The sequence below is a fragment of the Bacillus sp. MYb209 genome, assembly GCF_002975175.1.
GTDB lineage: Bacteria > Bacillota > Bacilli > Bacillales > Bacillaceae_G > Bacillus_A.
Genome location: NZ_PCNZ01000002.1, coordinates 362,090 through 388,484, shown reverse-complemented (window position 1 = coordinate 388,484; position 26,395 = coordinate 362,090). Strand labels below are relative to the sequence as shown.

At 36.5% G+C, this 26,395-nt stretch carries 28 protein-coding genes, 1 pseudogene and 1 other annotated feature; of the genes and pseudogenes, 7 read left to right on the top strand and 22 right to left on the bottom strand.

Features of this window, described 5'->3' with window-relative positions; translation table 11 throughout:
• The first annotated feature begins 11 nt into the window (after positions 1-11).
• Both ribBA and ribH read left to right on the top strand, forming a co-directional pair.
• Positions 12-1,205 carry a bifunctional 3,4-dihydroxy-2-butanone 4-phosphate synthase/GTP cyclohydrolase II gene (ribBA, locus tag CQZ94_RS05685; protein ID WP_105584602.1) on the top strand — a complete coding sequence of 398 codons (1,194 nt, stop codon included), beginning with the start codon at positions 12-14 and terminating at the stop codon, positions 1,203-1,205.
• An 18-nt stretch (positions 1,206-1,223) separates the two neighbouring features.
• Positions 1,224-1,685, top strand: a complete 462-nt coding sequence (gene ribH, locus CQZ94_RS05680; RefSeq protein WP_000230892.1) for a 6,7-dimethyl-8-ribityllumazine synthase — start codon at positions 1,224-1,226, stop codon at positions 1,683-1,685.
• Positions 1,686-1,711: 26 nt separating this feature from the next.
• Here the strand turns inward: ribH and CQZ94_RS05675 are convergent, their stop codons facing one another.
• The 8 genes from CQZ94_RS05675 to CQZ94_RS05640 form a co-directional block, all read right to left on the bottom strand.
• On the bottom strand, positions 1,712-2,032 hold the full coding sequence (locus tag CQZ94_RS05675; protein ID WP_105584601.1) for a hypothetical protein: 321 nt from the start codon (positions 2,030-2,032) through the stop codon (positions 1,712-1,714).
• Between the two features lie 179 nt (positions 2,033-2,211).
• Positions 2,212-3,210: a biotin synthase gene (gene bioB, locus CQZ94_RS05670; RefSeq protein WP_105584600.1), complete on the bottom strand. Its 999-nt coding sequence runs from the start codon at positions 3,208-3,210 to the stop codon at positions 2,212-2,214.
• Position 3,211: 1 nt separating this feature from the next.
• Positions 3,212-4,021 (bottom strand): malonyl-ACP O-methyltransferase BioC, encoded by an 810-nt coding sequence (gene bioC / locus CQZ94_RS05665; RefSeq protein WP_105584599.1) that lies wholly within the window; start codon positions 4,019-4,021, stop codon positions 3,212-3,214.
• Positions 3,987-4,727, bottom strand: coding sequence for an alpha/beta fold hydrolase (locus CQZ94_RS05660; RefSeq protein ID WP_105584598.1), 741 nt, complete (start codon positions 4,725-4,727; stop codon positions 3,987-3,989). The genes bioC and CQZ94_RS05660 overlap by 35 nt, the downstream gene beginning before the upstream one ends.
• A complete protein-coding gene (bioF, locus tag CQZ94_RS05655; protein WP_105584597.1) occupies positions 4,724-5,911 on the bottom strand; it encodes an 8-amino-7-oxononanoate synthase in 1,188 nt (395 codons plus the stop codon). Before bioF ends, CQZ94_RS05660 begins: the two co-directional genes overlap by 4 nt.
• Positions 5,877-6,605: a dethiobiotin synthase gene (bioD, locus tag CQZ94_RS05650; protein ID WP_105584596.1), complete on the bottom strand. Its 729-nt coding sequence runs from the start codon at positions 6,603-6,605 to the stop codon at positions 5,877-5,879. Before bioD ends, bioF begins: the two co-directional genes overlap by 35 nt.
• Positions 6,605-7,993, bottom strand: coding sequence for an adenosylmethionine--8-amino-7-oxononanoate transaminase (gene bioA / locus CQZ94_RS05645; protein WP_105584595.1), 1,389 nt, complete (start codon positions 7,991-7,993; stop codon positions 6,605-6,607). Before bioA ends, bioD begins: the two co-directional genes overlap by 1 nt.
• A 122-nt stretch (positions 7,994-8,115) precedes the next feature.
• Positions 8,116-8,472 carry a hypothetical protein gene (locus CQZ94_RS05640; protein ID WP_142395757.1) on the bottom strand — a complete coding sequence of 119 codons (357 nt, stop codon included), beginning with the start codon at positions 8,470-8,472 and terminating at the stop codon, positions 8,116-8,118.
• 141 nt (positions 8,473-8,613) lie between these two features.
• Positions 8,614-8,834: a binding site (T-box leader), on the top strand.
• A gap of 276 nt (positions 8,835-9,110) precedes the next feature.
• Between CQZ94_RS05640 and nhaC the strand changes: the two genes are divergently transcribed.
• Positions 9,111-10,484: a Na+/H+ antiporter NhaC gene (gene nhaC / locus CQZ94_RS05630; protein WP_105584593.1), complete on the top strand. Its 1,374-nt coding sequence runs from the start codon at positions 9,111-9,113 to the stop codon at positions 10,482-10,484.
• Between the two features lie 57 nt (positions 10,485-10,541).
• Here nhaC and cpdB read toward each other — a convergent pair whose 3' ends face one another.
• Positions 10,542-12,944, bottom strand: coding sequence for a bifunctional 2',3'-cyclic-nucleotide 2'-phosphodiesterase/3'-nucleotidase (gene cpdB / locus CQZ94_RS05625; RefSeq protein ID WP_105584592.1), 2,403 nt, complete (start codon positions 12,942-12,944; stop codon positions 10,542-10,544).
• Between the two features lie 271 nt (positions 12,945-13,215).
• Here cpdB and CQZ94_RS05620 point away from each other — a divergent pair, with 271 nt between their 5' ends.
• Positions 13,216-13,995, top strand: coding sequence for a GDSL-type esterase/lipase family protein (locus CQZ94_RS05620; protein WP_105584591.1), 780 nt, complete (start codon positions 13,216-13,218; stop codon positions 13,993-13,995).
• 72 nt (positions 13,996-14,067) lie between these two features.
• Positions 14,068-14,514 carry a MarR family winged helix-turn-helix transcriptional regulator gene (locus tag CQZ94_RS05615; RefSeq protein WP_105584590.1) on the top strand — a complete coding sequence of 149 codons (447 nt, stop codon included), beginning with the start codon at positions 14,068-14,070 and terminating at the stop codon, positions 14,512-14,514.
• A gap of 24 nt (positions 14,515-14,538) precedes the next feature.
• On the opposite strand, the gene CQZ94_RS05610 is transcribed toward CQZ94_RS05615, so the two are convergent.
• From CQZ94_RS05610 to argC, 7 genes are all read right to left on the bottom strand, one after another.
• On the bottom strand, positions 14,539-14,745 hold the full coding sequence (locus CQZ94_RS05610; RefSeq protein WP_105584589.1) for a hypothetical protein: 207 nt from the start codon (positions 14,743-14,745) through the stop codon (positions 14,539-14,541).
• Between the two features lie 57 nt (positions 14,746-14,802).
• Positions 14,803-15,354, bottom strand: a complete 552-nt coding sequence (locus CQZ94_RS05605) for a DUF2062 domain-containing protein (protein WP_105584764.1) — start codon at positions 15,352-15,354, stop codon at positions 14,803-14,805.
• Between the two features lie 150 nt (positions 15,355-15,504).
• Positions 15,505-16,455: an ornithine carbamoyltransferase gene (gene argF / locus CQZ94_RS05600; RefSeq protein WP_105584588.1), complete on the bottom strand. Its 951-nt coding sequence runs from the start codon at positions 16,453-16,455 to the stop codon at positions 15,505-15,507.
• A 12-nt stretch (positions 16,456-16,467) separates the two neighbouring features.
• On the bottom strand, positions 16,468-17,628 hold the full coding sequence (locus CQZ94_RS05595) for an acetylornithine transaminase (RefSeq protein ID WP_105584587.1): 1,161 nt from the start codon (positions 17,626-17,628) through the stop codon (positions 16,468-16,470).
• Positions 17,625-18,392 carry an acetylglutamate kinase gene (gene argB, locus CQZ94_RS05590; protein ID WP_105584586.1) on the bottom strand — a complete coding sequence of 256 codons (768 nt, stop codon included), beginning with the start codon at positions 18,390-18,392 and terminating at the stop codon, positions 17,625-17,627. Before argB ends, CQZ94_RS05595 begins: the two co-directional genes overlap by 4 nt.
• Before the next feature lie 11 nt (positions 18,393-18,403).
• Positions 18,404-19,627 (bottom strand): bifunctional glutamate N-acetyltransferase/amino-acid acetyltransferase ArgJ, encoded by a 1,224-nt coding sequence (argJ, locus tag CQZ94_RS05585; RefSeq protein ID WP_142395756.1) that lies wholly within the window; start codon positions 19,625-19,627, stop codon positions 18,404-18,406.
• Between the two features lie 10 nt (positions 19,628-19,637).
• On the bottom strand, positions 19,638-20,675 hold the full coding sequence (argC, locus tag CQZ94_RS05580; RefSeq protein WP_105584584.1) for an N-acetyl-gamma-glutamyl-phosphate reductase: 1,038 nt from the start codon (positions 20,673-20,675) through the stop codon (positions 19,638-19,640).
• A gap of 317 nt (positions 20,676-20,992) precedes the next feature.
• Here argC and CQZ94_RS05575 point away from each other — a divergent pair, with 317 nt between their 5' ends.
• On the top strand, positions 20,993-21,178 hold the full coding sequence (locus CQZ94_RS05575; RefSeq protein WP_002160569.1) for a YqzH family protein: 186 nt from the start codon (positions 20,993-20,995) through the stop codon (positions 21,176-21,178).
• A 31-nt stretch (positions 21,179-21,209) separates the two neighbouring features.
• Here the strand turns inward: CQZ94_RS05575 and CQZ94_RS05570 are convergent, their stop codons facing one another.
• Together CQZ94_RS05570 and CQZ94_RS05565 are read right to left on the bottom strand one after the other, a co-directional pair.
• Positions 21,210-22,004: an SDR family oxidoreductase gene (locus tag CQZ94_RS05570; RefSeq protein WP_070144786.1), complete on the bottom strand. Its 795-nt coding sequence runs from the start codon at positions 22,002-22,004 to the stop codon at positions 21,210-21,212.
• A gap of 9 nt (positions 22,005-22,013) precedes the next feature.
• Positions 22,014-22,967: an MBL fold metallo-hydrolase gene (locus CQZ94_RS05565; RefSeq protein WP_105584583.1), complete on the bottom strand. Its 954-nt coding sequence runs from the start codon at positions 22,965-22,967 to the stop codon at positions 22,014-22,016.
• A 167-nt stretch (positions 22,968-23,134) separates the two neighbouring features.
• Between CQZ94_RS05565 and proI the strand changes: the two genes are divergently transcribed.
• The gene (gene proI, locus CQZ94_RS05560) at positions 23,135-23,974 is read left to right on the top strand and encodes a pyrroline-5-carboxylate reductase ProI (protein WP_105584582.1); all 840 of its coding nucleotides are present in this window, start codon (positions 23,135-23,137) and stop codon (positions 23,972-23,974) included.
• A gap of 57 nt (positions 23,975-24,031) precedes the next feature.
• On the opposite strand, the gene sdaAA is transcribed toward proI, so the two are convergent.
• The 4 genes and pseudogenes from sdaAA to CQZ94_RS32340 all read right to left on the bottom strand — a co-directional run.
• Positions 24,032-24,910, bottom strand: coding sequence for an L-serine ammonia-lyase, iron-sulfur-dependent, subunit alpha (gene sdaAA / locus CQZ94_RS05555; protein WP_105584581.1), 879 nt, complete (start codon positions 24,908-24,910; stop codon positions 24,032-24,034).
• An 18-nt stretch (positions 24,911-24,928) separates the two neighbouring features.
• Positions 24,929-25,588 carry an L-serine ammonia-lyase, iron-sulfur-dependent subunit beta gene (gene sdaAB / locus CQZ94_RS05550; RefSeq protein WP_105584580.1) on the bottom strand — a complete coding sequence of 220 codons (660 nt, stop codon included), beginning with the start codon at positions 25,586-25,588 and terminating at the stop codon, positions 24,929-24,931.
• Positions 25,589-25,635: 47 nt separating this feature from the next.
• Positions 25,636-25,773: a hypothetical protein gene (locus tag CQZ94_RS31635; protein ID WP_181149437.1), complete on the bottom strand. Its 138-nt coding sequence runs from the start codon at positions 25,771-25,773 to the stop codon at positions 25,636-25,638.
• Between the two features lie 12 nt (positions 25,774-25,785).
• Positions 25,786-26,132, bottom strand: a pseudogene (locus CQZ94_RS32340) (PTS sugar transporter subunit IIC); the annotation flags it as partial.
• Positions 26,133-26,395 lie beyond the last annotated feature (263 nt).

Genomic DNA, 26,395 nt, shown 5'->3' with positions numbered 1-26,395 from the left:
GGGGAAGCACAATGTTTCATCGTATTGAAGAGGCTCTAGAAGATTTAAAACAAGGAAAAGTCGTTATCGTATGTGATGATGAAAACCGAGAAAATGAAGGCGACTTTATTGCTTTAGCAGAGTACATTACACCAGAAACGATTAATTTTATGATTACACACGGCCGTGGTCTCGTTTGCGTACCGATTACAGAGCAATACGCAGAGCGTCTACAATTAGAGCCAATGGTTTCTCATAATACAGATTCGCATCATACTGCGTTTACAGTAAGTATCGATCACGTTTCTACAACAACAGGCATTAGTGCTCATGAGCGTGCTACAACAATACAGGAATTATTAAATCCCGCATCTAAAGGAAATGATTTTAACCGTCCTGGACATATCTTCCCATTAATTGCGAAAGAAGGTGGTGTCCTTCGCCGTGCAGGTCATACAGAAGCTGCTGTTGATTTAGCAAAACTATGCGGGGCTGAGCCAGCTGGAGTCATTTGCGAGATTATAAATGAAGATGGGACGATGGCACGTGTACCTGATTTAATGCAGTGTGCAAAACAATTTGATATAAAAATGATTACAATTGAAGATTTAATTGCTTATCGCCGTCATCATGAAACACTTGTTACAAGAGAAGTGGAAATTACATTACCTACAGAATTCGGTACTTTTCATGCAATTGGCTATTCTAATTCATTAGATACGAAAGAACATATTGCACTCGTAAAAGGTGATATTTCAACAGGCGAACCTGTACTTGTACGCGTTCATTCAGAATGCTTAACAGGCGATGTATTCGGTTCGTGCCGTTGTGATTGCGGACCACAGCTACATGCTGCACTTGCTCAAATTGAGCGTGAAGGTAAAGGTGTTCTCCTCTATATGAGACAAGAAGGACGAGGTATTGGTCTTCTTAATAAGCTGCGTGCTTATAAGTTACAAGAAGAAGGGTTAGATACTGTAGAAGCAAATGAAAAACTTGGGTTCCCAGCTGATCTTCGTGATTACGGTATTGGCGCTCAAATTTTAAAAGATTTAGGATTACAAAGTTTACGATTATTAACGAATAATCCACGAAAAATTGCTGGCTTACAAGGTTACGATTTAGAAGTAACCGAGCGTGTACCGCTGCAAATGCCAACAAAAGAAGAAAATAAAACGTATTTACAAACGAAAGTAAACAAATTAGGACATTTACTAAACTTATAATTAAGGGAGAGATAAATTATGGTATTCGAAGGTCATTTAGTTGGTACAGGATTAAAAGTTGGGGTTGTTGTTGGACGTTTTAATGAATTTATTACAAGCAAGTTACTTGGCGGAGCTTTAGATGGATTAAAGCGTCACGGTGTAGAAGAGAATGACATTGATGTTGCATGGGTTCCTGGCGCATTTGAAATTCCTTTAATCGCTAAAAAGATGGCCAATAGCGGAAAATATGATGCCGTTATTACATTAGGTACAGTAATCCGTGGTGCTACAACGCATTACGATTACGTTTGTAATGAAGTCGCAAAAGGCGTTGCGTCTTTATCACTACAAACGGACATTCCAGTTATTTTCGGTGTATTAACGACAGAAACAATCGAACAAGCGATTGAACGTGCAGGTACAAAAGCTGGTAATAAAGGATATGAATCAGCAGTTGCTGCGATTGAAATGGCTCATTTATCAAAACAATGGGCATAAAAAAAAAGAGGCTGCGGCCTCTTTTTTTATTTTTCCACCTTTTTTCGTACATCCTCTATTAATTCATCCATCGTTTTTCCTTCTGTTTTTATACGAAGAGTTTGTGCTGTTCTCCACACATTCTCTCTTTTTTTCGCTTCTTCTATAATAGTAATTTCTTTTCGTACTTCTTTTAAATCTTTTCCTTCTGTTTCAAGTCCAAAATGTTCAGCTTTCGTTCGAAAATGTTGTTCAATTCTTTGTTGCATTTCTTTTTGTTCAGGATTTTCAGCCGCCTTAACCGGATCAGCACTTATCGCTTTTATTAAAATAAGACAAGTCATAATAGCTAATATATATTTGTGCATGTAAAATCCTCCAACCCAATATGAATTACATTTTTACTATGTACAATTTGGGCTTGGAAAATTCGTCCACAAAAATTCTTTTTCTCGATCAAAAACCAATAGTATCAAGCGTTAATGGCTATTTATTACATTTTATTTACAAAAAGCAAACCCTTTAAAGAGTTTGCTTTTCATCTATCTTATAGTGCACATTCTTCAATCTCAAATCCTAAATCTTCAATCATACCCCAGTCCGCAGTCGGCTCTTGTCCTGCTGTTGTTAAATAATCCCCGACAAAAATAGAGTTTGCTGCAAATAAACCCATTGGCTGTACAGAACGTAAATTAAGTTCTCGGCCACCTGAAATACGAATTTCTTTTGTTGGATTTACAAAACGCATCATTGCCAGCACTTTTAAACATTCTACAGGTGTTAATTCCTTTTGTCCTTCAAGCGGAGTACCCTTTACAGCAACAAGGAAATTACATGGAATAGAATCTGCATCTAAACGTTGTAATTCAAATGCAATTTCAGCACGCTGTTCAATCGTTTCTCCCATTCCGAAAATTGCCCCAGAGCATGGAGAAATACCAGCTTGCTTCGCTTTTTGAACTGTATCAACACGATCGTCATACGTATGCGTTGAACAAATGCTATCATAATTGTTAGCATGCGTATTTAAGTTGTGGTTATAACGATGCACACCAGCTTCTGCTAACTGACCTGCTTGATCTTCATTTAAAAATCCTAAACAACAGCAAATTTTCAAATCTGTCGTTTCACGAATTTCCTTAACTGCTCCAATAACGTGATTTACTTCTTTATCCGTCGGACGACGACCAGATGCAACAATACAATATGTACCTGCTTTACGACGAATCGCTTCGTGCGCTCCTTCAACAATTTTCTCTTGTGTTAACCATGCATATTTATCAATCGGTGCTTCTGAAATAATAGACTGTGAACAATACCCGCAATCTTCAGGACATAATCCAGATTTCGTATTAATAATCATATTCAGCTTTACTTTCTTTCCAAAGTGATGATGACGAATGATGTAAGCTGCATTCATAATTTCTAAAACTTCTGTATCATCAGCTTCTAAAATCGCTCTTGCTTCCTCTTTCGTGATGTGTCTGCCCCCTACTACTTCAGATGCAATTTTTTTCCAATCTATTTTTGTTTGTACTTGTTTCATTTCATCTCTCCCCCTCTTTTGTTATATACGTAAATAAAGCATGATATGTTGCTACTATCACTTCTTTTTCCGTGAAGTCTCTTTCGTATATTCGAAGCATCGCACGAAAGAGTGAAGGACTTTGACAATACGACTCTTCATTACTATTGGTCGCTCCTACTTTTCGAATAGAATGTAGAAACTCCCTAACTTCTGTAAATTTTTCTATGTAACATGTTTCAGAAACATGTACATTTCCTAATGGCATTTCACATATATTTACTAACTGTTCTTTCGAAATGAAGCGTTGTCCAATTGAAGCACAATTGTGTATCCCCTTTTCTTTCTTAGCACGTTGGAAAGACGTATGTAATTCTTGGAAAGTCGTATTACCAAACGTCGAAAATAATAATATTCCCTCTTCAGACAAATGGTTAAATAAATCTTTCACTGTCGCTTTTAAATCATTTAGCCATTGAAATGTAGCGTTTGAAATAATGACATCATATGAATCTTCTAATTTTAATTTCTCAATATCTTCACATCTAAATGCAACATTCTCCACTTGTTTCCTAGCCTTCGCCACTGCAATCATCTCATCAGCAAAATCAACAGCTGTAATATGTGCTTTCGGAAATGAATTTGATAATTGCTCTGTTACATATCCAGTTCCACATCCAAGTTCTAAAATACGTATCGATGATGCTTCACTATACCGTTCTTTCAATATAGAAAGTAACGAATGTGCCATCTTCTTTTGTACATTTGCATATTGATCGTAAGATACGGCCGCCCCGTTAAACCGTTTTTGCAGTAACGTTTTGTTGATCATGTCGTATCCCCTCTACAAATTGAATAATTTCATTTGCACAATATTCAAAATTCATTACACATAATGCATGCCCAGCACCGCTTACTACTTTTAGATTGGCATTCGTATTATTCGCCATACTATGGGCTGCAGACAATGGACATATTACATCCTGCTCTCCATGGAGAAGTAACAATGGGACTTTCATATCTATTAATTCATTTCTCATATCTGTTTCTATTAAATAATCTAAACCTAATTGCAAAGACTGAATCGAGTCGCCTTTAAATCGCATTGTAATCTCTTCAAAATTCTTATTCTCTTTTAACTCATTTTTCGTAAACATATTTTCATAGAAGCGCTGTAGCGTACTTTCTTTCTGCCTTACTAAATTCTTTTTCATACGTTCTACAAATGAAGCATTCCACCCACTTGTATAGTCGTTAGTAATTGCAAATTTAGCAGTACCACCTATTAAAACTATACCTTTTGCCTTAATCTTTTTATAAGATTGGATAGCTGCTAGTGCTCCTAATGACCACCCAACTAAAATCACATTTTCATCATTTGCTGCATCTATAATACGTCCCGCAAATTCACTACTTTCTTTCACATTACGCCACTCTACACATTGAACAGAATATCCTTTAAAATACGGCAGAACTAAAGTCCAAACCTCTTCTTCCATTCCCCATCCAGGAATAAAAATAATCTTCAGCTCTTTCATACTAAAAACCCCTCTTCTTTACCAATGCGAATAATATGCTGCGTTGCCCACTTTAAATCGGCTCTTGTATGTTGTGACGTAACTGCAAAGCGAATTCGAGAACTACCAACCGGAACAGTTGGTGGGCGAATTGCAATTGCTGCAATACCTATCTCTTGCAATTCTCTACTAAAGCGCATAGCATTTTCATTTGAACCGACTATAATTGGAACTATATGCGTTGAACTATCTCCAATATCAAAACCTGCTTCTCGTAAATGAGTCCTGAAGTATGCACCATTTTCTATGAGTCTCTCTCTTCTTTCGTTATCTTCTTTTACTATTTCAATTGCCTTCTTTATCGCTCCTAATGTCCCTGGCGGTAACGCAGTAGTAAAAATAAAGCCCCTCATCATATTTTGCAAATACTCTATACAAGTTGAATTACCTGTCAAGTAGGCACCATAACATCCTAGTGCTTTACTAAACGTCCCCATATGTATATCAATTTTATTTGCAATGTCTTTTTCAATATGGGATAATCCGGCACCATCTTTTCCAAATATTCCACTCGCGTGCGCTTCATCCACCATTAGAAGTGCCCCATATCTTTCTTTCAGCTGTACTAAAGCTTGTAAATTCGCGGTATCACCATCCATGCTAAAAACAGTATCTGTAACAATTAACTTTCTTTTTGCTGATGATGTCATACGTAACATTTTCTCTAAATGTTCTAAATCATTATGACGATACCTTTTATGTTCTGCTCCGCTCAACGTTATCCCATCAACGATACTTGCGTGATTTAATTTGTCACTAAAAACAATATCGTGACGACCAACTAACGAGGAAATTGCCCCAACATTCGCGGTATATCCGCTATTTACAATTAAAGCTTTTTCAGTACCTTTCCAATCACATATACTTCTCTCAACCTCTTCATACAGTGGATAATTTCCTACAACGAGACGAGAGGCAGTCGCTCCAGTTCCATATTTTTTTGTGCAGACAATAGCAGCTTCTTTCAACCTTTCATCTCCAGCTAACCCTAAATAATTATTTGATGCTAAATTTAGCATCCTTTTCTTATTTCGAATAAGCCATGTCTCTTCCGCTTTCTCTGTTACATGCAAATTACGATACTGCCCTTTCTCTTTTAATTGTTCTATTTTAGAGTGAAGGTGCACGCGCCACGTTTGATTCATTTTGGATGGACTCCTCTAATTTTGAGATCATAATATGTTCTTTTGCCGATTCTAATAATTCTTCCCTTGTAAACTCACCTTCAAGGAATGGTAATAAACCTAAAACAGGTACTCCACTTAACTCCTCAATCATTTCTTTGTTTTCTTGCACTCTTTCTTTTTCACATTCTTTACAGCCAGACAAAATTACACCTGCTACTGTTAAACCGTGTGCCTTTGCATAAGAAATTGTTAAGACAGTATGATTAACTGTCCCTAGTGTCGGACGCGCTACTACAATAAGAGGGAGCTCTAATTCTTTTGCAAAATCAATCACTAAAGCGTCTTCTGTATATGGGACGGCAAGCCCACCAGCTCCTTCTACCAATAGGCTATTAAACTCTTTTAGTAGTTCATTATAATGAGCAGTAATCTCTTTTAACATTACCGTCCTTCCAGCCCTTTTCATAGCCAGTCTCGGAGCGAGTGGTTCTTCAATAGAATACGGACAAATTTTATCTTCTTTTGTCCTTACGCCCGATAACGCTTTTAATCTTGCTGCATCTCCATCTGGATTTGACGAAACATGTCCACTTTGCAACGGTTTATATACACCAACATTATACCCACGCTCTCGAAATATACCTACTAAGGCCCCTGCCACTACAGTTTTTCCAACTTCCGTATCTGTTGCTGTTATAAAGAAACCACTCATCATTCTTCCTCCGTAACATCTGAGATTGCTTTATATAAAATGCGTAACATCTCATCAATTTCAGCCATTGTAGATGCAAGAGGAGGCATAAATACAATGGTGTTACCAAGTGGACGTAAAATCATACCTAACTCTCTTGAGCGTTTACACACTTGAACGCCGACTCTTTCTGTCCATTCAAACGATTCTTTCGTTTCCTTATTTTTAACAAGTTCAATACCAACCATTAGCCCGCACTGACGAATATCTCCTACGTGCTTATATTCATAAAGTGCTTCTAATTGTTTTGCTACATATTCTGTTTTATGCGCAACATCTTCTATTAAATTAGTTTTTTCATATAGTTCTAAATTTGCAATTGCTACAGCACACCCTAACGGATTCCCTGTATAACTATGACCATGGAAAAACGTTTTTTGTTCTTCATAGTCTCCTAAGAAGGCATTATAAATTTCATCTGTCGTTACCGTAATCGCCAATGGTAAATAACCACCTGTTAAACCTTTTCCCGCAGTTAAAATGTCTGGGGTCACATTTTCATGTTCACATGCAAACATTTTTCCCGTACGTCCAAATCCCGTCGCTACCTCATCTGTAATAAATAATACATTGTATTTTGTACATAAATCGCGAAGCCCTTTTAAATATCCTTTCGGCATTGTAATCATCCCGCCAGCACCTTGCATTAATGGCTCCACAATGATAGCTGCTACTTCTTCATGTTTTTCTTTCAGCAATTCTTCCATTTCTTCTAAATGCTTCTTTACAATTTGTTCCTTATTATCTCCATAAGGAGAACGATATGTATATGGATACGGCATTTTAATTGCCTCAAATAATAGTGAACTATACACTTGGTGAAACAAGTCTATTGCTCCTACTGAAACAGCACCTATTGTATCACCATGATATGCTTCTTTTAATGTAACAAATCTTTGTTTTCTCGGTTTTCCTTTATGCTGCCAATATTGAAAAGCCATCTTAATTGCAATTTCAACAGCGGTAGAACCAGAGTCTGAATAAAATACTTTCTTCAAGCCTTCTGGTACAACATCAATTATTTTTTCTGCTAATAAAATAGATGGAACGTTAGCAAGTCCTAGCATAGTAGAATGAGCGATTTTATTTAATTGTTCACGAATTGCCTCATCTAGTTCCGGTACTTGATGCCCATGAACATTTAACCAAATAGACGAAACACCGTCCCAATATTCATTTCCATTTACATCGTATAGCTTTCTTCCCTCTCCACGTTCAATAATGACAGGATCTTCTTCTAAATAATCTTTCATTTGTGTAAATGGATGCCATACGTAAGCTTTGTTTTTCTTCGATAATTCTTCATATGTATAAGACGATTTTTCAGTCGCATTACTATTAACAGTCACAATTGCCACCCCTTATGTTAACTTGTTTATAAATATAGTTAACATTAAATCTAAATGACTGTCAATTATTTTTAAATCAAATAGTTCTTAAAAAAGAACAACTTATCATAAGATAAGTTGTTCTACTTTCCATGTTGTATCTTCCCAATTTCTAAAATAATCTCTTCATCTTTTTTTCCTTCTGTATCAATTCCAAGTTGCTTAGCATGCTCAATTAATAAATCATGGCGCTGCTCAAACCTAGCGGTATCTACTTCTTTCGCAATCTCTTCTTTTGTTTTCCCCTCAGTAGAAACTCCTAGTTTCGCAGCTGCTTTTTCCATCGATTTCTTCTCTTCAGTTTCTTTCACTTTCTTCACTTCTGACTGCTGTATTTGCTTTTGTTTCGACTGCTCTGATTCAGCTGCAAAAGCTGTGTAAATTCCAGCACTTCCGCCAACGACTAGTAAGGTGGTAAAAAGAATTATTTTTTTCTTCACTCTTTCCTCCCCTTTCAAATTCATTATAACGCACATTTTCACAGTATTAAAACCTTTCTCCTTTATTTCCCTAAAAAATTATTGAACATTTTTATTGACATGTAAGACGAATATATGATAAAAATTTAACTAACATCATATGAATCGGCGTTGATAGGATTTAGTAGTATTTCGTTTTCTGATTTCAGAGAGCTGGTGGTCGGTGCGAACCAGTACAGAGCGATTTATGAATTACCCCCTGGAGCTTCTTTTACGAAACGTGAGGAGTAGTGAAAGACGGTTATAGACCGTTATGTCTAAAGAGTGGTGAAACGACACTGTTTCACAATTTAGGGTGGTACCGCGAATTTTTCGTCCCTGCATATATTGCAGGGGCGTTTTTATTTTATTAGCGCATACCATACGACCCTTTATTTTGTGATACATTCATTTCACAAGCTAGGGTGGTACCGCGATTTCTTCGTCCCTGCATAATTATATGCAGGGACGTTTTTTTATCCAATCATTTCCGTATCATATAGAAGTGTCAAAATTTACCGGTAATTTGTCAAAAAATTCTAAATTTTAGAAGGAAATATATAATATTGGCGAATTTTATATAAAAAAGGCTATTTTCGATTAATTAGGAGGGGAAAACAATGGTTTCAAAAATTGAATCTGTTCTTTTAACAATTTTTATCTTTTTCTGTATTGGTTTTAGTGTTATTCAATTAGAAGTTTCACCGCATATCCCAATTTTATTCGGTATCGTTATTTTATTAGCGTTTGGATTTATGAAAAAAATCTCTTGGTCTACTATGGAAAAAGGGATAATCAGTAGTATTTCAGCTGGTATTCCATCTATATTTATTTTCTTACTTGTAGGCGTATTAATCAGTGTTTGGATCGCAGCTGGAACAATTCCAACTTTAATGGTATACGGCTTCCAACTTGTATCTCCAAAAATTTTCGTTCCAACTGTTTTTGTTGTTTGTGCAATTGTTGGAACAAGTATCGGTAGTGCTTTTACAACTGCTGCAACTGTAGGACTTGCCTTTATGGGCATGGGTAGTGCTCTTGGATACGATCCAGCTCTTATCGCTGGTGCAATTATTTCTGGTGCATTCTTTGGGGATAAAATGTCTCCTTTATCTGATACAACAAACTTAGCTCCAGCTGTAACGGGTGTAGATTTATTTGAACATATTCGTAACATGCTTTGGACGACAGTTCCAGCTTTCATTATTGCTTTTATTGCATTTTTCATTTTAGGAAGTGGATCTGGAGGCGATGTTGATTTCTCAACTTTTATTAATACGTTAGAAAAAAATGCAACGATTTCTATCGTTACACTTATTCCGATTTTATTACTGTTCCTATTCGCATTTAAAAAGGTTCCAGCAGTTCCAACATTACTTGCTGGAATCGTAGTAGGGATCATCATTCTATTTATTTTTAAACCTAGTACTTCTTTAGCTGATTTAATGAAAATTATGCAAGATGGTTACGTTTCTAAAACTGGTATAAAAGATATTGATAGCTTATTATCTCGCGGTGGTTTACAAAGTATGATGATGTCAATTGCTCTTATTTTCCTAGCTCTTTGTATGGGGGGATTACTACAAGGAATGGGCATTATCACGCAGCTGATGAATATCATCTCTAGCTTCGTAAAAAATAGTACACGCTTAATTATTTCTACTGCTTCAACTGCAATTGGTGTAAACTTCTTACTCGGCGAGCAATACCTATCAATCGTTTTAACAGGACAAGCATTCGCTAACAAATACGATGAAGTCGGTTTAGAACGTCGTAATTTATCACGAGTACTAGAAGATGCTGGTACAGTAATTAATCCGCTCGTACCATGGGGTGTAAGTGGCGTATTCTTAACAAACGTCCTTAGCGTTCCAACAATCGATTATGTTCCATACGCAATCTTCTGTTTAGCTTGTCCAGTCGTAACAATTATTGTTGGTTTCACTGGATTTGGTCTTTCATGGAAGAAAGAAAAAGCAGTACCAGTTTCATAATATATACGTAAAAAAAGGATTACCATAATTGGTAATCCTTTTTTTTACAATACTTTACTATCTATTTGCTTTCTTTCTTCTAAATAACATAAGTAAACCTGCTCCTACAAACGCAAGTCCTGCTCCAATTGTAGAAGTGACGCTTGTACCTGTTTTCGGTAAATCACGTTCATCTTTTTCAGCTTCTTTATTTTCACTTACAGTTGTTGGATTTTCTCCATTGCCTCCATCACCTGTTGGCGGTGTTGTTGGATTTTCTCCATTGCCTCCATCACCTGTTGGCGGTGTCGTTGGATTTTCTCCATTGCCTCCATCACCTGTTGGCGGTGTCGTTGGATTTTCTCCATTGCCTCCATCACCTGTTGGCGGTGTCGTTGGATTTTCTCCATTGCCTCCATCACCTGTTGGCGGTGTCGTTGGATTTTCTCCATTGCCTCCATCACCTGTTGGCGGTGTCGTTGGATTTTCTCCACCAGTTTCCTTATCATCTTCGTTCTTTTTCGTTATATCAATTGCATATTTAGCAAATTCATTTTCAGATGGTCCAACATATGATATTTTCCCATCTTTCTTTATATGCTTTTGCGCATTTGGTGAAGAGTCAAATGTTGTATTTAATTTATCTGCAACAATTGGTTTAAATGTCCAATTTTGATCAGCTGCTGGATCAATAACTGGTGTTTCTTGCATATACTTCACAATGATTTGACGTGTTTCATCTTGCGATTGGTATACAACCTCCCCTTTACTTACACCAGGGAATGTTTGGCTACTTCCACGATAGTTATTTGTAGCAACGATGAACTCTTGAGTGTCGGCTACAGGCTTACCTTCATACGTCATATTTACAATACGATTCGTATTTGCATTTACAACTTTTCCATCTTTATCATATTTCGCCGGTTGCGTCACATCAATTTCGTATTTTAAACCATCTAAAATATCAAAGTTATATGTAGGATATCCTATATTTACCAGCTGTTGTTCATCTGTTTTCTTTGGATCAATTTGATTAAACTGACCTGCAGACATTTCAAGCCATTCTTTCACTTGCGCTCCATTTACTTTCACAGCATATAATGTATTTGGATATACATATAAATCCGCTACGTTTTTAATTGCTAACGTCCCTGCTGGAATATCCGTATAATATGAAGCACCGTTTCGGCCACCTGCTTTAAATGGTGCTCCTGCAGATAGTACTGGAATTCCTTTATATTTACTATATTGCCCGTTTTCAGCGAATAGCTTTTCTACATACCATTTTTGTGCATTTGTCACAAGTTGTACTGAAGGATCATCTTGTACTAGTGAAAAATAACTATTGATTGGTGCTGTCGTTTTACCTACAGCTGTATTTACATAATCGATTGTTGCTTTATGATCATCTTTAATTTCATTAACTAATTTTTGATCAGATTCTACTAATGGATTACCCTTACCATCAGCAATCGGACGAAGTTGTGGCTTAGATTGCTCTTTTTGTACTTCCCATTTTCCGTTTACCTTTTTCAATTGCATATCGATAATACCTAAGTTACTGCCAAAAACGCCAGGCATTACAACCGGAACCCCATTAAATACATCCTTCACTTCAGTATGTGAATGTCCCATTAATACTGCATCTACACCAGGAACTTCTGTTAAATAAAACGATGCGTTTTCCATGCCAACATTGTATCCACTCTTATCAACACCTGAATGAGCTAATGCAACGATAACGTCTGCACCTTCTTCTTTCATTTTCGGTACCATTTTCTTCGCTGTTTCAACAATATCTTTCGCTTTTACTTTTCCTTCTAAATTCGCTTTATCCCAGTTCATAACTTGAGGTGGAACAAATCCCATTACACCGATTTTCACTGTTTGTTTTTGGCCTGCTTCATCCACTACTTCTTTTTCTAAAATATGATATGGTTCAAAGTAATTTTGGTCGTTCTCTTCAATACCATCATGATCATCTTTATAAACATTCGAGTTAATAACCGGGAACTCCGTTTTACTAATCACTTTGTTTAAATAATCTAAACCGTAGTTAAATTCATGATTCCCAAGAGAGATGACGTCATACTTCATTAAATTCATTAAACGATATAATGGATGTACATAACTTGAATCAACAGGATTCTTCGGATCGTTTATTTTATTCGCCACATAATCTCCAAGCGGCGTTCCTTGTAATGCATCCCCATCATCAAATAGGACAGAGTTCTTCGCTTCTTCACGTGCTTTATTAACAAGTGTTGCAGTTTGCACGAGACCCACTTTATTATCTGTTTTCGTTTGATAATAATCGTAATTCATTAAGTTAACGTGAATATCTGATGTTTCTAAAATTCGTAAGTTAACTGTACTCTCCCCAGATTTTCCCTCCGCATGAACTGTTGTTGGCAAGACTTGTGGCGCTATAACGCCCATAGCAAGAGTTGCTCCAGCTAGCATTTTTTTTGACTTTTTCACAAAAGATCCCCCTTATACAATTACCCCAAAATAATGAAATGAATCTCTATCATTCCCTAATCACATACCTTTTTCTTCTATTAGAGCGATGATTTTCACCTTATCTGACATTATCATATCTAAAGTACTTTCATACCGTCAATATTTTTTGACACACTTCTACAAATTTTCTGTAAAGTTATTGTGAATTTTTCATAAATATATAATATGCCCTTACATTGCTTATACTGCTGAATATGATACAATTACCAATTACAAGGAGGATGAATTTATGAAAAAAGTCATCTTAACAATTGTTTGTCTCCTCCTTCTAATCATTTCTTGTTCTAATTTTGAAAAGAACGATGAGACAGAACAAAAAGAAACTGAAGGAAAAGCAGAAAAAACATCTGCTCCGAGTTGGATTGATAAGCAAACGAACGACTCCTTTTATCATCTCGTATTAGGTGATTCACTCGCCAAAGGATATGGGTCTACACAAGGGGGATTTGCCGAATTAGCTTCTAAGCAACTAGAAGGACAAATTCATAAACCAATTACGGTAGAAAACCTCGGTGTAAACGGTCTCACTACAGATCGTCTCGTTAAAAAAGTTCAGTTAGAAGAAGTACAACAAAAAATTAGGGAAGCCAATATCATTACTATTAATATTGGTGGAAACAATTTATTTCGCTTAAATCGTGATGTAGGTGTTATTGATGGTATTAAAATGTTAAATAAAGAAAAAACTCGTTTTGAAACGGATGTAAAAACTATTGTAAAGACCGTTCGAGATCAAAATCCGGATGCTTTACTCATTCTCTCTGAGCTCTATAACCCTTTACAACTAGATGACTCCATCGCAAGTTATGCAGATATGTTTTTAGATGGTTGGAATGATTCTATTTATTCTATTTCAAAAGCACATCAACCGTCGATCGTTTTACCAATTCGCAAATTAATATCGAATGATAAAAAAGATTTACTATTTGACCAAGTACACCCAAATGATAGCGGTTATGCGATTATTGCCAATTCATTTACAAAGCAAGTGTTATCCTACAAATATTAAGGCTGCCATGAAACAATTCTATTTTTATACCTTGTCTTTTTTGTTACAATGATAGTGGAAGGGGGCCGTTATATGGAATCACGCGAGTGGGAACGTATTGTTGATCATCTTCTTTCGCTAGTGCCTCTTTTTTATCGCAAATTTATGCTTCCAGGAGAATTTTCTTCTCAAAGACATATGCCGCCATCACATACACAGGTGTTACTGCTTTTGCATGAAAATGGTACATTAGCAGTTTCAGAAATTGGCAAGCGGCTAGCGATTTCACGGCCTAATATGACCCCTCTATTAAACAAACTCATTCAAGAAGAACTAATAGAGCGTCATTATAGCGAAAAAGATCGACGGGTCATTTTAATTTCCCTAACAGCTGAAGGGAAATTACTAGTAGGTCAGTATCAGCAATTCATTTTAGACAAACTAAAAGAAAATTTTCAAACATTATCTGAGGAAGAGCGCGAAAAGCTCATTTATTCTCTTCAAACCATTCAAAATTTAATTTTGAAAACAAACGCATAAAGCTGCTTCTAAATAGAAGCAGCTTTATGATTCGTAATAATTACCATAATAAACATTTGAATACGGCCATGTCGTTAAATACGGTTTTTTCTCTTGAGTAACCTGTTGCTCAGGTTGTTGTAGTTGCGGCACTTGCTGTGGTTGCTGATACACTCCAAATTGTCTTCGCATATCATGTATCGGATAATATGTTGGATACGAGTATACTTGAGATACGTAATAATAATACATTCATTCTCTCCCCTTTTTCTTAAACATATTCAAAGGAGAAAATGAATGTGACATTCTTTATATTTGCACAAGTGGTTCTCTCACTTGTTTCTTTCTTTTCTTCAAACGTAACTTACGATTCTTTTCATATAAATAATGCACAACGAAATATGAAATTACCCCAAACACAATTCCTATTATCGTCATACCAATTAATACATATATTTCACTCTGTAATAAGCTCTTTAACATCGTAAAAATATGGCTCGAAAACAAATCTGATATCGTAAATGGTTTATGATGTATTTTCTGTACATCAAATGGATAAATCGTTTTCCCTAACGCATAAGCAAACGGAAACAAAAATACTGGGAGAAACGATATTTTCCCAATAATATTACCAATGACTGCGGCTGGAAAAGATCCCTTTGCTAACCTGACAATTGGATAAAATATTAAATATACGAGCGATGCCGTATAAATTACTAACATTTCTAGCCCAAATCCAATAGCAAAACCTAATGATACTTTTTTTGCTCCTTCTGGTGATCGGAGCAACTTAAAATATTGAAACTTTAATATTCTCCACATTCGCTGAAAAAACGAATATGTCTTCTTAGTTGTCTTCACAATTATCATCTCTTTAACTATATTTTTTCTATCTAGTATGTCCTTACATGATATGAAAAACAAATTTAGTTTTCTCTTTTTATTATAAATGATATAGAGATGATTAACCAAATATACATCCGACATTTCAATATAAAAAAACCTTCCTTTTTAGGAAGGTTTTCCAGTAGTTTGAAACAAACTCACTAATAACGCTTTTTGAGCGTGCAATCGATTACCAGCTTGCTCAAAAACGATAGACTGTGGCCCATCTATAATCTCTCCAGTTACTTCTTCTTCACGATGAGCAGGCAAACAGTGCAAGAAACGATATGTTTGTTTCGCATTTATAACAAGCTCTTTATTTACTTGGAATGGCTGGAATAAAGTATATTTCTCTTCTTCTCCTTCTTGCCCCATACTCATCCAAACGTCAGTATATATAAAATCCGCTTCACTTACTGCTAATTCAGGGTTATGCAAAATTTCAATTTCAGCCCCTGTTTCATCTGCAATCGCTAACGCTTTTTTTACAATTTCTTCATTCGGCTCATACCCTACGGGAGTCGCAACAGTCATATTCATTCCTACTTTTGCACTTGCTAACAATAGTGAATGACATACATTATTCCCGTCACCTACGTAAGCTAATTTAATTCCTTTAAACGTATGAACTTCTTCATATATCGTCATTAAATCTGCTAACGCTTGGCAAGGGTGATGATCATCAGTTAAACCGTTAATAACAGGTATGCTCGATTCTTTCGCAAGCTCTTCCACATCCGCGTGTGGGAATGTACGTATCATAATCCCATCAATATAATGAGATAATACTTTCGCTGTATCTGAAACCGTCTCTCCTCTTCCAATTTGCATCTCTTTCCCACTTAAAAACATTCCATGCCCTCCGAGCTGTACCATTCCTGCCTCAAAAGAAACGCGAGTACGAGTTGAATGTTTATCAAAAATGAGCCCTAATATTTTCCCTTGTAATAAAGGCTCCTGCTTATTCTTTTTTAAATATATAGCAAACTCAATTAAAGAAATGATTTCTTCTTGCGTCAATTCTTCTAACGTTAAAAGATCTTTCGTATTTAATTTCGGTACTTGTACAGTTGACATGAAATTTCCCCCTTATATTATTGATGCATTTTTTGTACAAACCACTTTTTTTATCATATATACTGCCTGTTCTAGCTCTTCATTCGTTACAATAAGTGGTGGTAATAGTCTTATAACATTAGGCCCTGCTTGTAATACGAGAAGTCCTGCTTTTTCTAATTGTTCTATGAAATTTGCAACCTCATGCTTACATTCGATTCCAATCATAAGTCCCTTACCACGAATACTTTGAACACATTCAACGTGTCGTAATTCTTCTTGCAATTTCTTTAATACGTACTCGCCCTTTTCCTGTACTTCTTTTAAAAACGATTGTTCCTTAATGAATTGCAATACTTCTTTCGCTGCAGTCATAGCAATATAATTCCCGCCGAAAGTTGAACCGTGTGACCCTGCAGTAAAAGAAGAAGCTAGTTCTTTCCGGCCAATCATCGCTCCAACTGGAATACCATTCCCAAGCGCCTTTGCGATGGTAACGATATCAGGACCTATTCCCATTTGCTCATAAGCGAATAGTGTTCCTGTTCTGCCTATTCCAGTTTGTACTTCATCTATAATAAAAAGAGCATTGTACTGATTACATAGTTTTTCAATTTCCTTCAAAAAGGATGGATCAGCTAATATTACTCCTCCTTCTCCTTGAACAACTTCTACCATTACCGCCGCAACTTCTTCATTCATTACTTCCTCTAATGCTTGTTTGTCGTTAAATGGTGTATGTAAAAAAGACGGAAGTAATGGACCGAATCCTTCTTTCACTTTATCTTGCCCTGTTGCACTCATCGTTCCAAATGTTCTGCCGTGGAAAGATTGCTCACATGTTACGACGAGAGATTTTCCAGTATGCTTACGTGCTAGCTTTAAAGCCGCTTCATTTGCCTCCGCCCCGCTATTACAAAAAAACACATAATCTAACGCTGTATCTTCTGTTAATAACGATGCGACCCCTTCTTGTAAGGAGCTCGTAAATAAGTTAGATATATGCCATATGTTTCCAAGTTGTTTTTCTACTGCCTTTACAACAGTAGGATGACAATGCCCTAAATTACATACGCCAATACCAGAAGTGAAATCTAAATATTGCTCACCATTTTTATCGATAACTTTCGCCCCATTGCCCCTTAGTAATTCAATGTTTCTTCTTCCATACGTTTGAAAAAGATGGCTTGTCATATAATACTCACTCCTTTTGTTACCGTAGTTCCAACACACTCTCCTGTAACCTTAGTAAAATCCTTTGTACCATTTACGATACTAACCTTTTTCACTCCCATTTTTAACGATGTAAGTGCCGCCTGTACTTTCGGAATCATCCCGCCTGTAATGACACCTTGTTCTATAAAAGTAAGAATTTCATATTCATCCGTTTTCTTTACCAATCTTCCTTCGTGTAATACTCCATCTACGTCCGTTATAAAAATGAGTTCTTTTGCTCCTAGTGCGGATGCAATTCCAGCTGCAGCAGTATCTGCATTTATGTTATAAACTTCATTACCATTTATACCGATTGGAGCAATGACAGGAATATAATTCATATCAATCAACCCTTTTAATAAGGCTGTTTCTACATAACTTACTTCTCCTACATATCCTATCGCTTCGCCAACAGGTTGAACTTGAAGTAAATTACCGTCACATCCTGAAAGCCCCACCGCAAGTAAATCATGTTTTTGTAAATTCATTACGAATTTTTTATTCGTACTTCCGCATAGTACCATTTTAACAACATCCATAACCTCTTTTGGCGTTACTCGTAATCCATCCTTCTTTTCTACCTTGATATTTGAGTCTTCTAACTTGGCATCAATTTCTGTGCCACCGCCATGGACAATAACAACCTTATACTTATTTTGCAATTTCTTTATGCAATCAAAAAACACACTATTTACTCGATTCAACATGCTACCGCCACATTTAACTACAATATAATCACTCATCTTCTCTCTCCTTATGTACGATAACAAGCATTTATTTTCACATATTCATAACTTAAGTCGCAGCCCCAAGCTGATCCCGTTTCATCTCCTAAATGCAAACACACATCAATTTTTATTTCATGTTCTTGTAATTTCTTTGTCATTTCCTCTTCAGAAAACATTTGAGGCTCACTATTTTTTAATACGGCGATAGATTGAAGAGTGATATCAATTGCATTTGGGTTAATAGTTACTTCACTCTGTCCAATGCTACTAATAATTCGTCCCCAATTTGGATCCTCACCGTATATCGCTGTTTTCACAAGACTGGAACCCACTATTTGTTTTGCAATTTTCTTTGCTTCTTCATTTGTTCTAGCCCCTAACACGTTTACTTCTATTAACTTCGTAGCACCTTCACCATCTTGTGCAATTTTTTTCGCTAAATCTTCACATACCTTTTGTAAAGCAACTACGAAAGTTTCCCAGTCTTCATGTTCCATATTCATCGTTTTCATTTCTGATAATCCACTTGCCATAACGATGACCATATCATTTGTAGAAGTATCTCCGTCCACCGTAATTTGATTAAACGTATGATTCGTAATTTGTGATAATGCTGTTTGCAATACTTCATGCTCTATATTGGCGTCTGTTGTAATAAAACTAAGCATCGTTGCCATATTCGGTTTGATCATCCCTGAACCTTTTGCGACCCCAGCAATTTTCACTTCTTTCCCATCAATTATCATCTCATAGCAAGTTTCTTTCGTTATAAGGTCTGTCGTTAAAATTGCTTCACAAAAAGAATGAGCTTCACTTACTTCCTTTGTTGGTACAAGAGATTCAATTCCCTTTCGAATGATATCCATCGGTAAAGGTACTCCAATTACACCTGTTGAAGCGACTGCGACGTATTTTTCTTTTATTCCAAATTGTTCCGCTCCTAATGTTCGCATCTCATAAGCATCTTGCAATCCTTTCATCCCCGTACAAGCATTTGCAATGCCGCTATTTACAACAATTGCTTGTAATTTCCCTTCTGCTGCTATGCTATCCTTCGTTACTTGCAACGGCGCTGCTTGTATTTGATTTGTTGTATACACAGCGGCACATGATGCTGGCACCTCACAAACGATTGCACCTAAATCCTTTTTCTCTTTTTTCAGACCATTTGCAGTACCGATTGCCGAAAAGCCTTTCGGCGTAACAATTGAACCATTTGCTAATTTTGTAATAGACGATGCTTTAATCATAATTTCCCCCTTATGGATAAAGCGGCATATGCTGTAAACCCGTTGTCTCTTCTAGTCCCGCTAATAAATTTGCATTTTGAACTGCTTGCCCTGCTGCGCCTTTCATCATATTGTCTATTACAGAAACTACTGTAATTCTTTCTGTTCTTTCATCGTAAGCCACCCCAATATCACAATAATTTGAGCCTCTTACTTCTTTCGGACTCGGAAATTCTCCTTGAGAACGAATTCGAATGAAAGCTGAGTTGCGATACGTTTCTTCATACAACGCTTGAAGTTGCTTCATTTTGATTTCTTGTTTTACTTTCGCATAGAGTGTAACCATAATCCCTCTTGATATCGGTATTAAATGTGTACTAAATGTGATTGGCTTCGCTTTATCATTCCACTCTACAAGCATTTGCTCAATCTCAGGAACGTGCTGATGCTGATTTACTTTATAAATGTGAAGGTTATCATATAGCTCTGGAAAATGAGTCATTGTTGTTGGAGTTTTGCCTGCTCCAGATACACCTGACTTTGCATCAATGATAATCGAATCTTCTTCAATCATTCCGCTACGTACTAACGGCGCTATCGCTAATAATGCGGCTGTCGCAAAACATCCTGGGTTTGCAATTAAATTTGTATTTTGAATCTCAGGCCTTTTCCATTCACTTAATCCATATACTGCTTTCCTAAGGATTTCTGCTTCTGCAGCTGGCTTTTTATACCACATTTCATATGACGAAGGATCTATCATACGAAAGTCACCAGATAGGTCAATCACTTTTAAATCGACTTCTAATAATTTTGGTGTCAGCTCCGCCGATACTCCTGCGGGTGTTGCTAAAAACACAACCTCTGCTACCTTCCTTATTTCACCCACATCAATTTCTTGCAACTTATGAACGAGAACATTTCGCAAATGCGGATATGCATTCGCTATGCACTCGCCAACTTGCGAAAAGGAGTGAAGAGATGCTATTGAGAAGTATGGGTGTTGCTCTAATAACCTAATTAATTCAATACCTCCATATCCAGTTGCTCCAATAATTGCGACTTTCATACGCTCCTCCTTAAATTGATTCTTTAAATTAAATATGATTATAATATTGTATATTTATAGAGTCAATTAAATATTTATAAATTTTAAAAACTTTAAAAACTTAATTTTACTAGAAAAACAATATACATAAGTGGATTTTTATACAAAAAACGGTGCATGGTAGTATTTTCATTTCACTTCAAGTACAATAAAGTGAAACTTTAATCAGAGGAGATTTTGTCCATCCTCCTCTGATTATTAGCCTTCACCTATCGGGCTTTTACGGGCAGTTAATGCGGGATAAAACAATACATGTATACATACAGGCGGGGAAAAACATGAATGAAAAATTAATTGAGAAAATGATTATAAAAAGTTTTCGGCAATATCAATGTAATCCTGTTTCAAAAGAGGATCAGGAAATGCTAATTAAACATATTCAAATGATAATTCATTCAAATACTGAAATTGATGTATACGAGGCTGTTGAGGATATCGTTTACGATTATGTGACTGGAAAATAAAAAAAATAGAAGATTTCCATATGGAAATCTTCTATTTTTTACTTAATGATTTGCCTGCAACACGTTCAAATAAACCTGGGAATAATGCGTAGAGCTTTGGCCCCATTCCCATCCACTTCGGCAAGTTTACTTCACGTTTTTTCGTTTGCATCGCCTTTACGATTTGTTCTGCTACATATGTTGGTTTTAACATGTAACGTCCCATATTTTTCACATATGTACCTGATTGATCGGCTATTTCAAAAAAGTTCGTATCTATCGGTCCTGGGTTAATTGCTGTTACATACACATTTGTGTTAGATAACTCCATACGCAAACTATTCGTAAATCCTAATACAGCGTGTTTTGTTGCTGCATAAGCACTCGACTTCGGAGTTGCAATTTTTCCAGCCAATGAAGCAATATTAATAATTTGTCCTTCGTTCCTTTTTACCATATAAGGTAATACCGCTTTCGTACAAGCTACTAATCCAAATACATTTACTTGAAACATATCCTTTACTTCATCCATTGAAGCATCTTCAAACGTTTTAAAAATACCAAACCCAGCATTATTTACCAATATATCAATACGTCCTACTTCTTGTAATACCTTTGAAAAAACAGATTGTACTTTCGTTTCTTCACTTACATCTAATACATAGTAATAGCAAGGCGTATTATAAGTTACTTTAATTTTGTCTGCTAATGCTTGTAGCTTCTCTTCTGTTCGAGCCATTAATACCGGCGTCGCCCCTTGCTCTGCAACCTGCATTGCAACTTGCTCTCCAATTCCACTAGAAGCACCTGTAATGACGATTACTTTTTCTTGTAAACGTCCCGTCATTGCTGTCACCTACTTTGCATAATAAATCAATTGTTGTGAAGATTCATCAATCATCACTTGTTGATTATATGCTAAAAAGTCTAATTGTCCAACAGTTTCTGAGATAGTAAGTGGCAATTGCTCTTTATATAATACCGGAAATAGTTTTACACATACTTCAAATGCTGTCATTGGCTTTTCCTTTAATAGTTCAAGCACTTTAAAAGCACGTGTCTCTTGCTTTTGCAATCTTGTTTCAATAAGTTGTTTCACATTCAGAACATCTTCCCCATGCCCTGATAAAATCCGTGAAATATTCATTTCACTTAAACGTTTTAACGTTTGATTGTACTGCAATAAAGGACGCGCTCTTTCTGTTTGCCCTTCATATGGTGGTTCTAATATTGGATTTGAAGAAATATGACTAATGAGAGCATCCCCACCAATTAATATTCCATCAGATTCTCTATATAATGAAATATGCGTGGAAGCATGACCCGGGGTTTCAATCACTGTAAATCCAGGTAACGAATCTATACGATCTCCCTCTCTCACGGTATGTGTTAACGATCTATTACAAGAATATTTAAGTATCTTCGTCGTCAATAACGCCTCACCATTCAGAAATACTGCTGGAACGCCGAACTGTAAGGCTGTCTCTTTAAAGAATTCATGATACCTCTTTAAAAATTCAGCATTCTGTGTAATCCACGGTTCATTCCAAGGATGTCCGATAATCTTTACTTTTTCAGAAAATATATTTAAAAGTCCGCAATGATCCGCATGGTGATGCGTAATCACTACCGTTTCAATATCTTCTATCTTATACCCTAATGCACCTAATTGACTTTCTAGTGCCTTCTTTGCTTCTTCTGTATTTGTCCCTGTATCAATTAACGTTAATGTTTCTCCCTCAACTAAAAACACATTCACTGTCTCAACTGCAAATGGAACAGGAATCTCCATTCGATGAATCGCCGTCATGCTTAGCCCCCCCCTGTCTTTTTCCGGTTCAAAAATGAATACCTCTTCAGTTTACAACTTCCCTATAAATTTGTCATTATTTTCAGATAAAAAGAGGTGTTTTCCATAAAAAAACGAATGTATGTACATTTATAAGTATTTCTAACCAAATTTAAAGGAGGAACATCATGTCTATGCAAAACATTTCCTTTCTCGGTGCAGGCTCTATTGCCGAAGCGATTATTGGTGGTTTATTAAACTCAAATGTTGTTAAGGGAGAACATGTCACTGTAAGTAATCGTTCTAACGAGACAAGATTACAGGAGTTACATAAAAAATACGGTGTCAAAGGTACACATAATAAAAAGGAATTACTTGCTGATGCAAATATTCTTTTTCTAGCTATGAAACCAAAAGATGTCGCAGAAGCGGTTATTCCTCTTAAAGAATACATAAATAAAGACTTGCTTATTATTTCGTTATTAGCAGGTGTTTCTACTCATTCAATTAGAAACCTACTTCAAAAAGACGTGCCGATTATTCGTGCAATGCCAAATACATCTGCGGCCATTTTAAAATCCGCTACCGCTATCTCACCTTCAGAACATACAACGGAGGAACATATTCGCATTGCAACATCGTTATTTGAAACGATTGGTCTCGTCTCTGTTGTAGAAGAAGAAGATATGCATGCTATCACTGCATTATCCGGAAGTGGACCAGCTTATATTTATTACGTGGTAGAGGCAATGGAAGAGGCAGCAAAAAAAATTGGTTTAAAAGAAGATGTTGCAAAATCTCTTATTCTTCAGACGATGATTGGTGCTGCTGAAATGCTAAAAGCAAGTGAAAAACACCCTTCTATTTTGCGAAAAGAAATTACTTCTCCTGGTGGAACAACTGAAGCAGGTATTGAAGTATTACAGGAGCATAATTTTCAACAAGCATTAATCTCATGTATTACACAAGCAACGAAACGATCACACGATCTTGGAAAAACATTAGAAAAAATAGCAAAAGAAAAATAAAAAACGGAGCTCAACTTTATTTGAGCTCCGTTTTTACTTTAATCATATGATATGCTTTTAGTTATTACTCTTACCAAAAATCTCTTCTTGCAGACGACGACCTGTTGGTGTTGCTGCAAGTCCACCTTCTGCTGTTTCACGAAGTGCTACTGGCATCGTTTGTCCAATTCTAAACATCGCCTCAATGACTTCATCACATGGAATTGTACTAGTTACACCAGCTAGTGATAAATCAGCTGAAATCATGGCATTCGCAGCTCCTGCTGCATTACGTTTTACACAAGGTACTTCTACAAGCCCTGCAACAGGATCACATACTAAACCAAGCATATTCTTTAATGAAATCGCCATCGCTGTAGCAGCTTGATCTTGTGTTCCACCAGCCATCTCAACTGCTGCTGCTGCTGCCATTCCACTTGCTGAACCTACTTCAGCTTGGCAACCTCCTGCCGCGCCGGAAATACAAGCATTATTCGCAACAACCATACCGAAAGCTCCTGCTGTAAATAAAAATTCAATCATTTCTTCGCGTGTCGGCTGTAATTTTTCTTGCAGTGCAAAGAGTACACCTGGCACTGTTCCAGCAGATCCTGCTGTTGGTGTTGCACAAATGATTCCCATCGCCGCGTTTACTTCATTTGTTGCGACAGCTTTACTCACTGCGTCCAAAATTGTATCTCCAGATAAGCCTTTTCCACTCTTTAGATACACTTGGACTTTCACAGCATCCCCGCCAGTTAAACCAGTCGGTGATTTCACACCACGAATACCGCGTTCTACTGCTTGTTCCATCACGACTAAGTTCTTTTCCATTCCAGCAATTACTTCTTCACGTGAGATATTTCTTGTTTCCATTTCACATTGAATCATAATTTCTGCGATTTTTACATTTTGCTCTTTAGCTTGCGCCACTAGTTCCGCTGCGTTCCGAAACATGGTGTGTCCCCCCTGCAATTAATCCATAATAGTTACTTGACAAATATTTTGTTGCCCATTTATTTCCGCGATTACTTCATCTGCTAATAATTCATCTGTTTCAATGACCATAAGCGCCCTTCTTCCTTTTTCTTTACGAGAAACACTCATTGTACTAATGTTAATCTCATGCTTAGCAAGGATTGAAGCTACAGCTGCGATAGCACCAAAGCGATCGTTATTTACAATAAGTAGTGCTGGACTCGTGCCTGTTAATTGAAGATCGAATCCGTTTAATTCTACAACTTCAATTTTACCGCCACCAATTGAGCAAGCAACAACTTCAATTTCCTCTTCATCTTTATACAGACGAATTTTCGCTGTATTTGGATGCGGAGCATTTGCATCTTCTTCAATGAATTCCACTTCAATCCCGCGTTCTTTTGCAATATCTAACGCACTTGGAATACGTAAATCATCTGTTTCAAATCCTAGTATTCCACCGATTAGCGCTACATCCGTACCGTGACCACGGTATGTTTTTGCAAATGAACCATATAATGAAATGCTAACTCTCTCTGGCTCATGACGAAACAGCTGACGAGCAACTTGCCCCATTCTTGCCGCGCCTGCTGTATGTGAACTTGATGGACCAATCATAACCGGACCAATAATATCAAACACTGAGCGGTACTTCATTATAACTCCCCCTAAATCTCTATGAAAAAATTTATTCTACTATTTTATTAAGCTACCGCATCTGTTGCTTTTTCAGTTGTACCACGAATCTGTTCCGCTGTACGAATTGGATAGTTTTTGAATAAAAGTGAACCAATATATCCTGAAATAATGCCAGATACCATAATACATAAGAAATATAGCATTACTTTCATTTAAAATGATATAAGATAACCAGCAATAAATCCTGGTAGCAATCCAAAGTTTAACACAGAAGCCCCTACAAGCATAGCATAAACCAGGTAATACACCCATCGCTAATGCAACTAAAGTTGCACCCACTACTCCGCTTAGGCTACCTACTGATTTTCCGACTTCTTTTAAAGAATGGTATACCCATTAAATCTCCACCAACGTATAATTGAAAGGCTTCTACTAAGGAACTTGCAACGGCTACACTTGCTAAGGCTCCTATTGCTTTCATACCGTTTGGCGCTTTAAAACTAAAGAGTGAAAAAAGATATAGTACAAATAATAGTAATATCTTTCCTTTCATAATCTCCATGTTGCCCTCTCACTGTTTAGTCAATTTCGTTTGTTACAAAAAATGGCTAACACGCTTGATGTAAATTATGATAAATTATAATGTGCCCTCATTATAGCTTGTTTTTTATAAAACGCTTACTTTTGTTGAATTTTAAAATTTCTGAATAAAAATCTATTTTCCCTATTTGTATCACTTGTATGTCGTCCTACTTATATAACAGTTTTTCTAAATAATCGATATTATATATTTTTATCCTATATCTCTAAACCATTACAACTTTC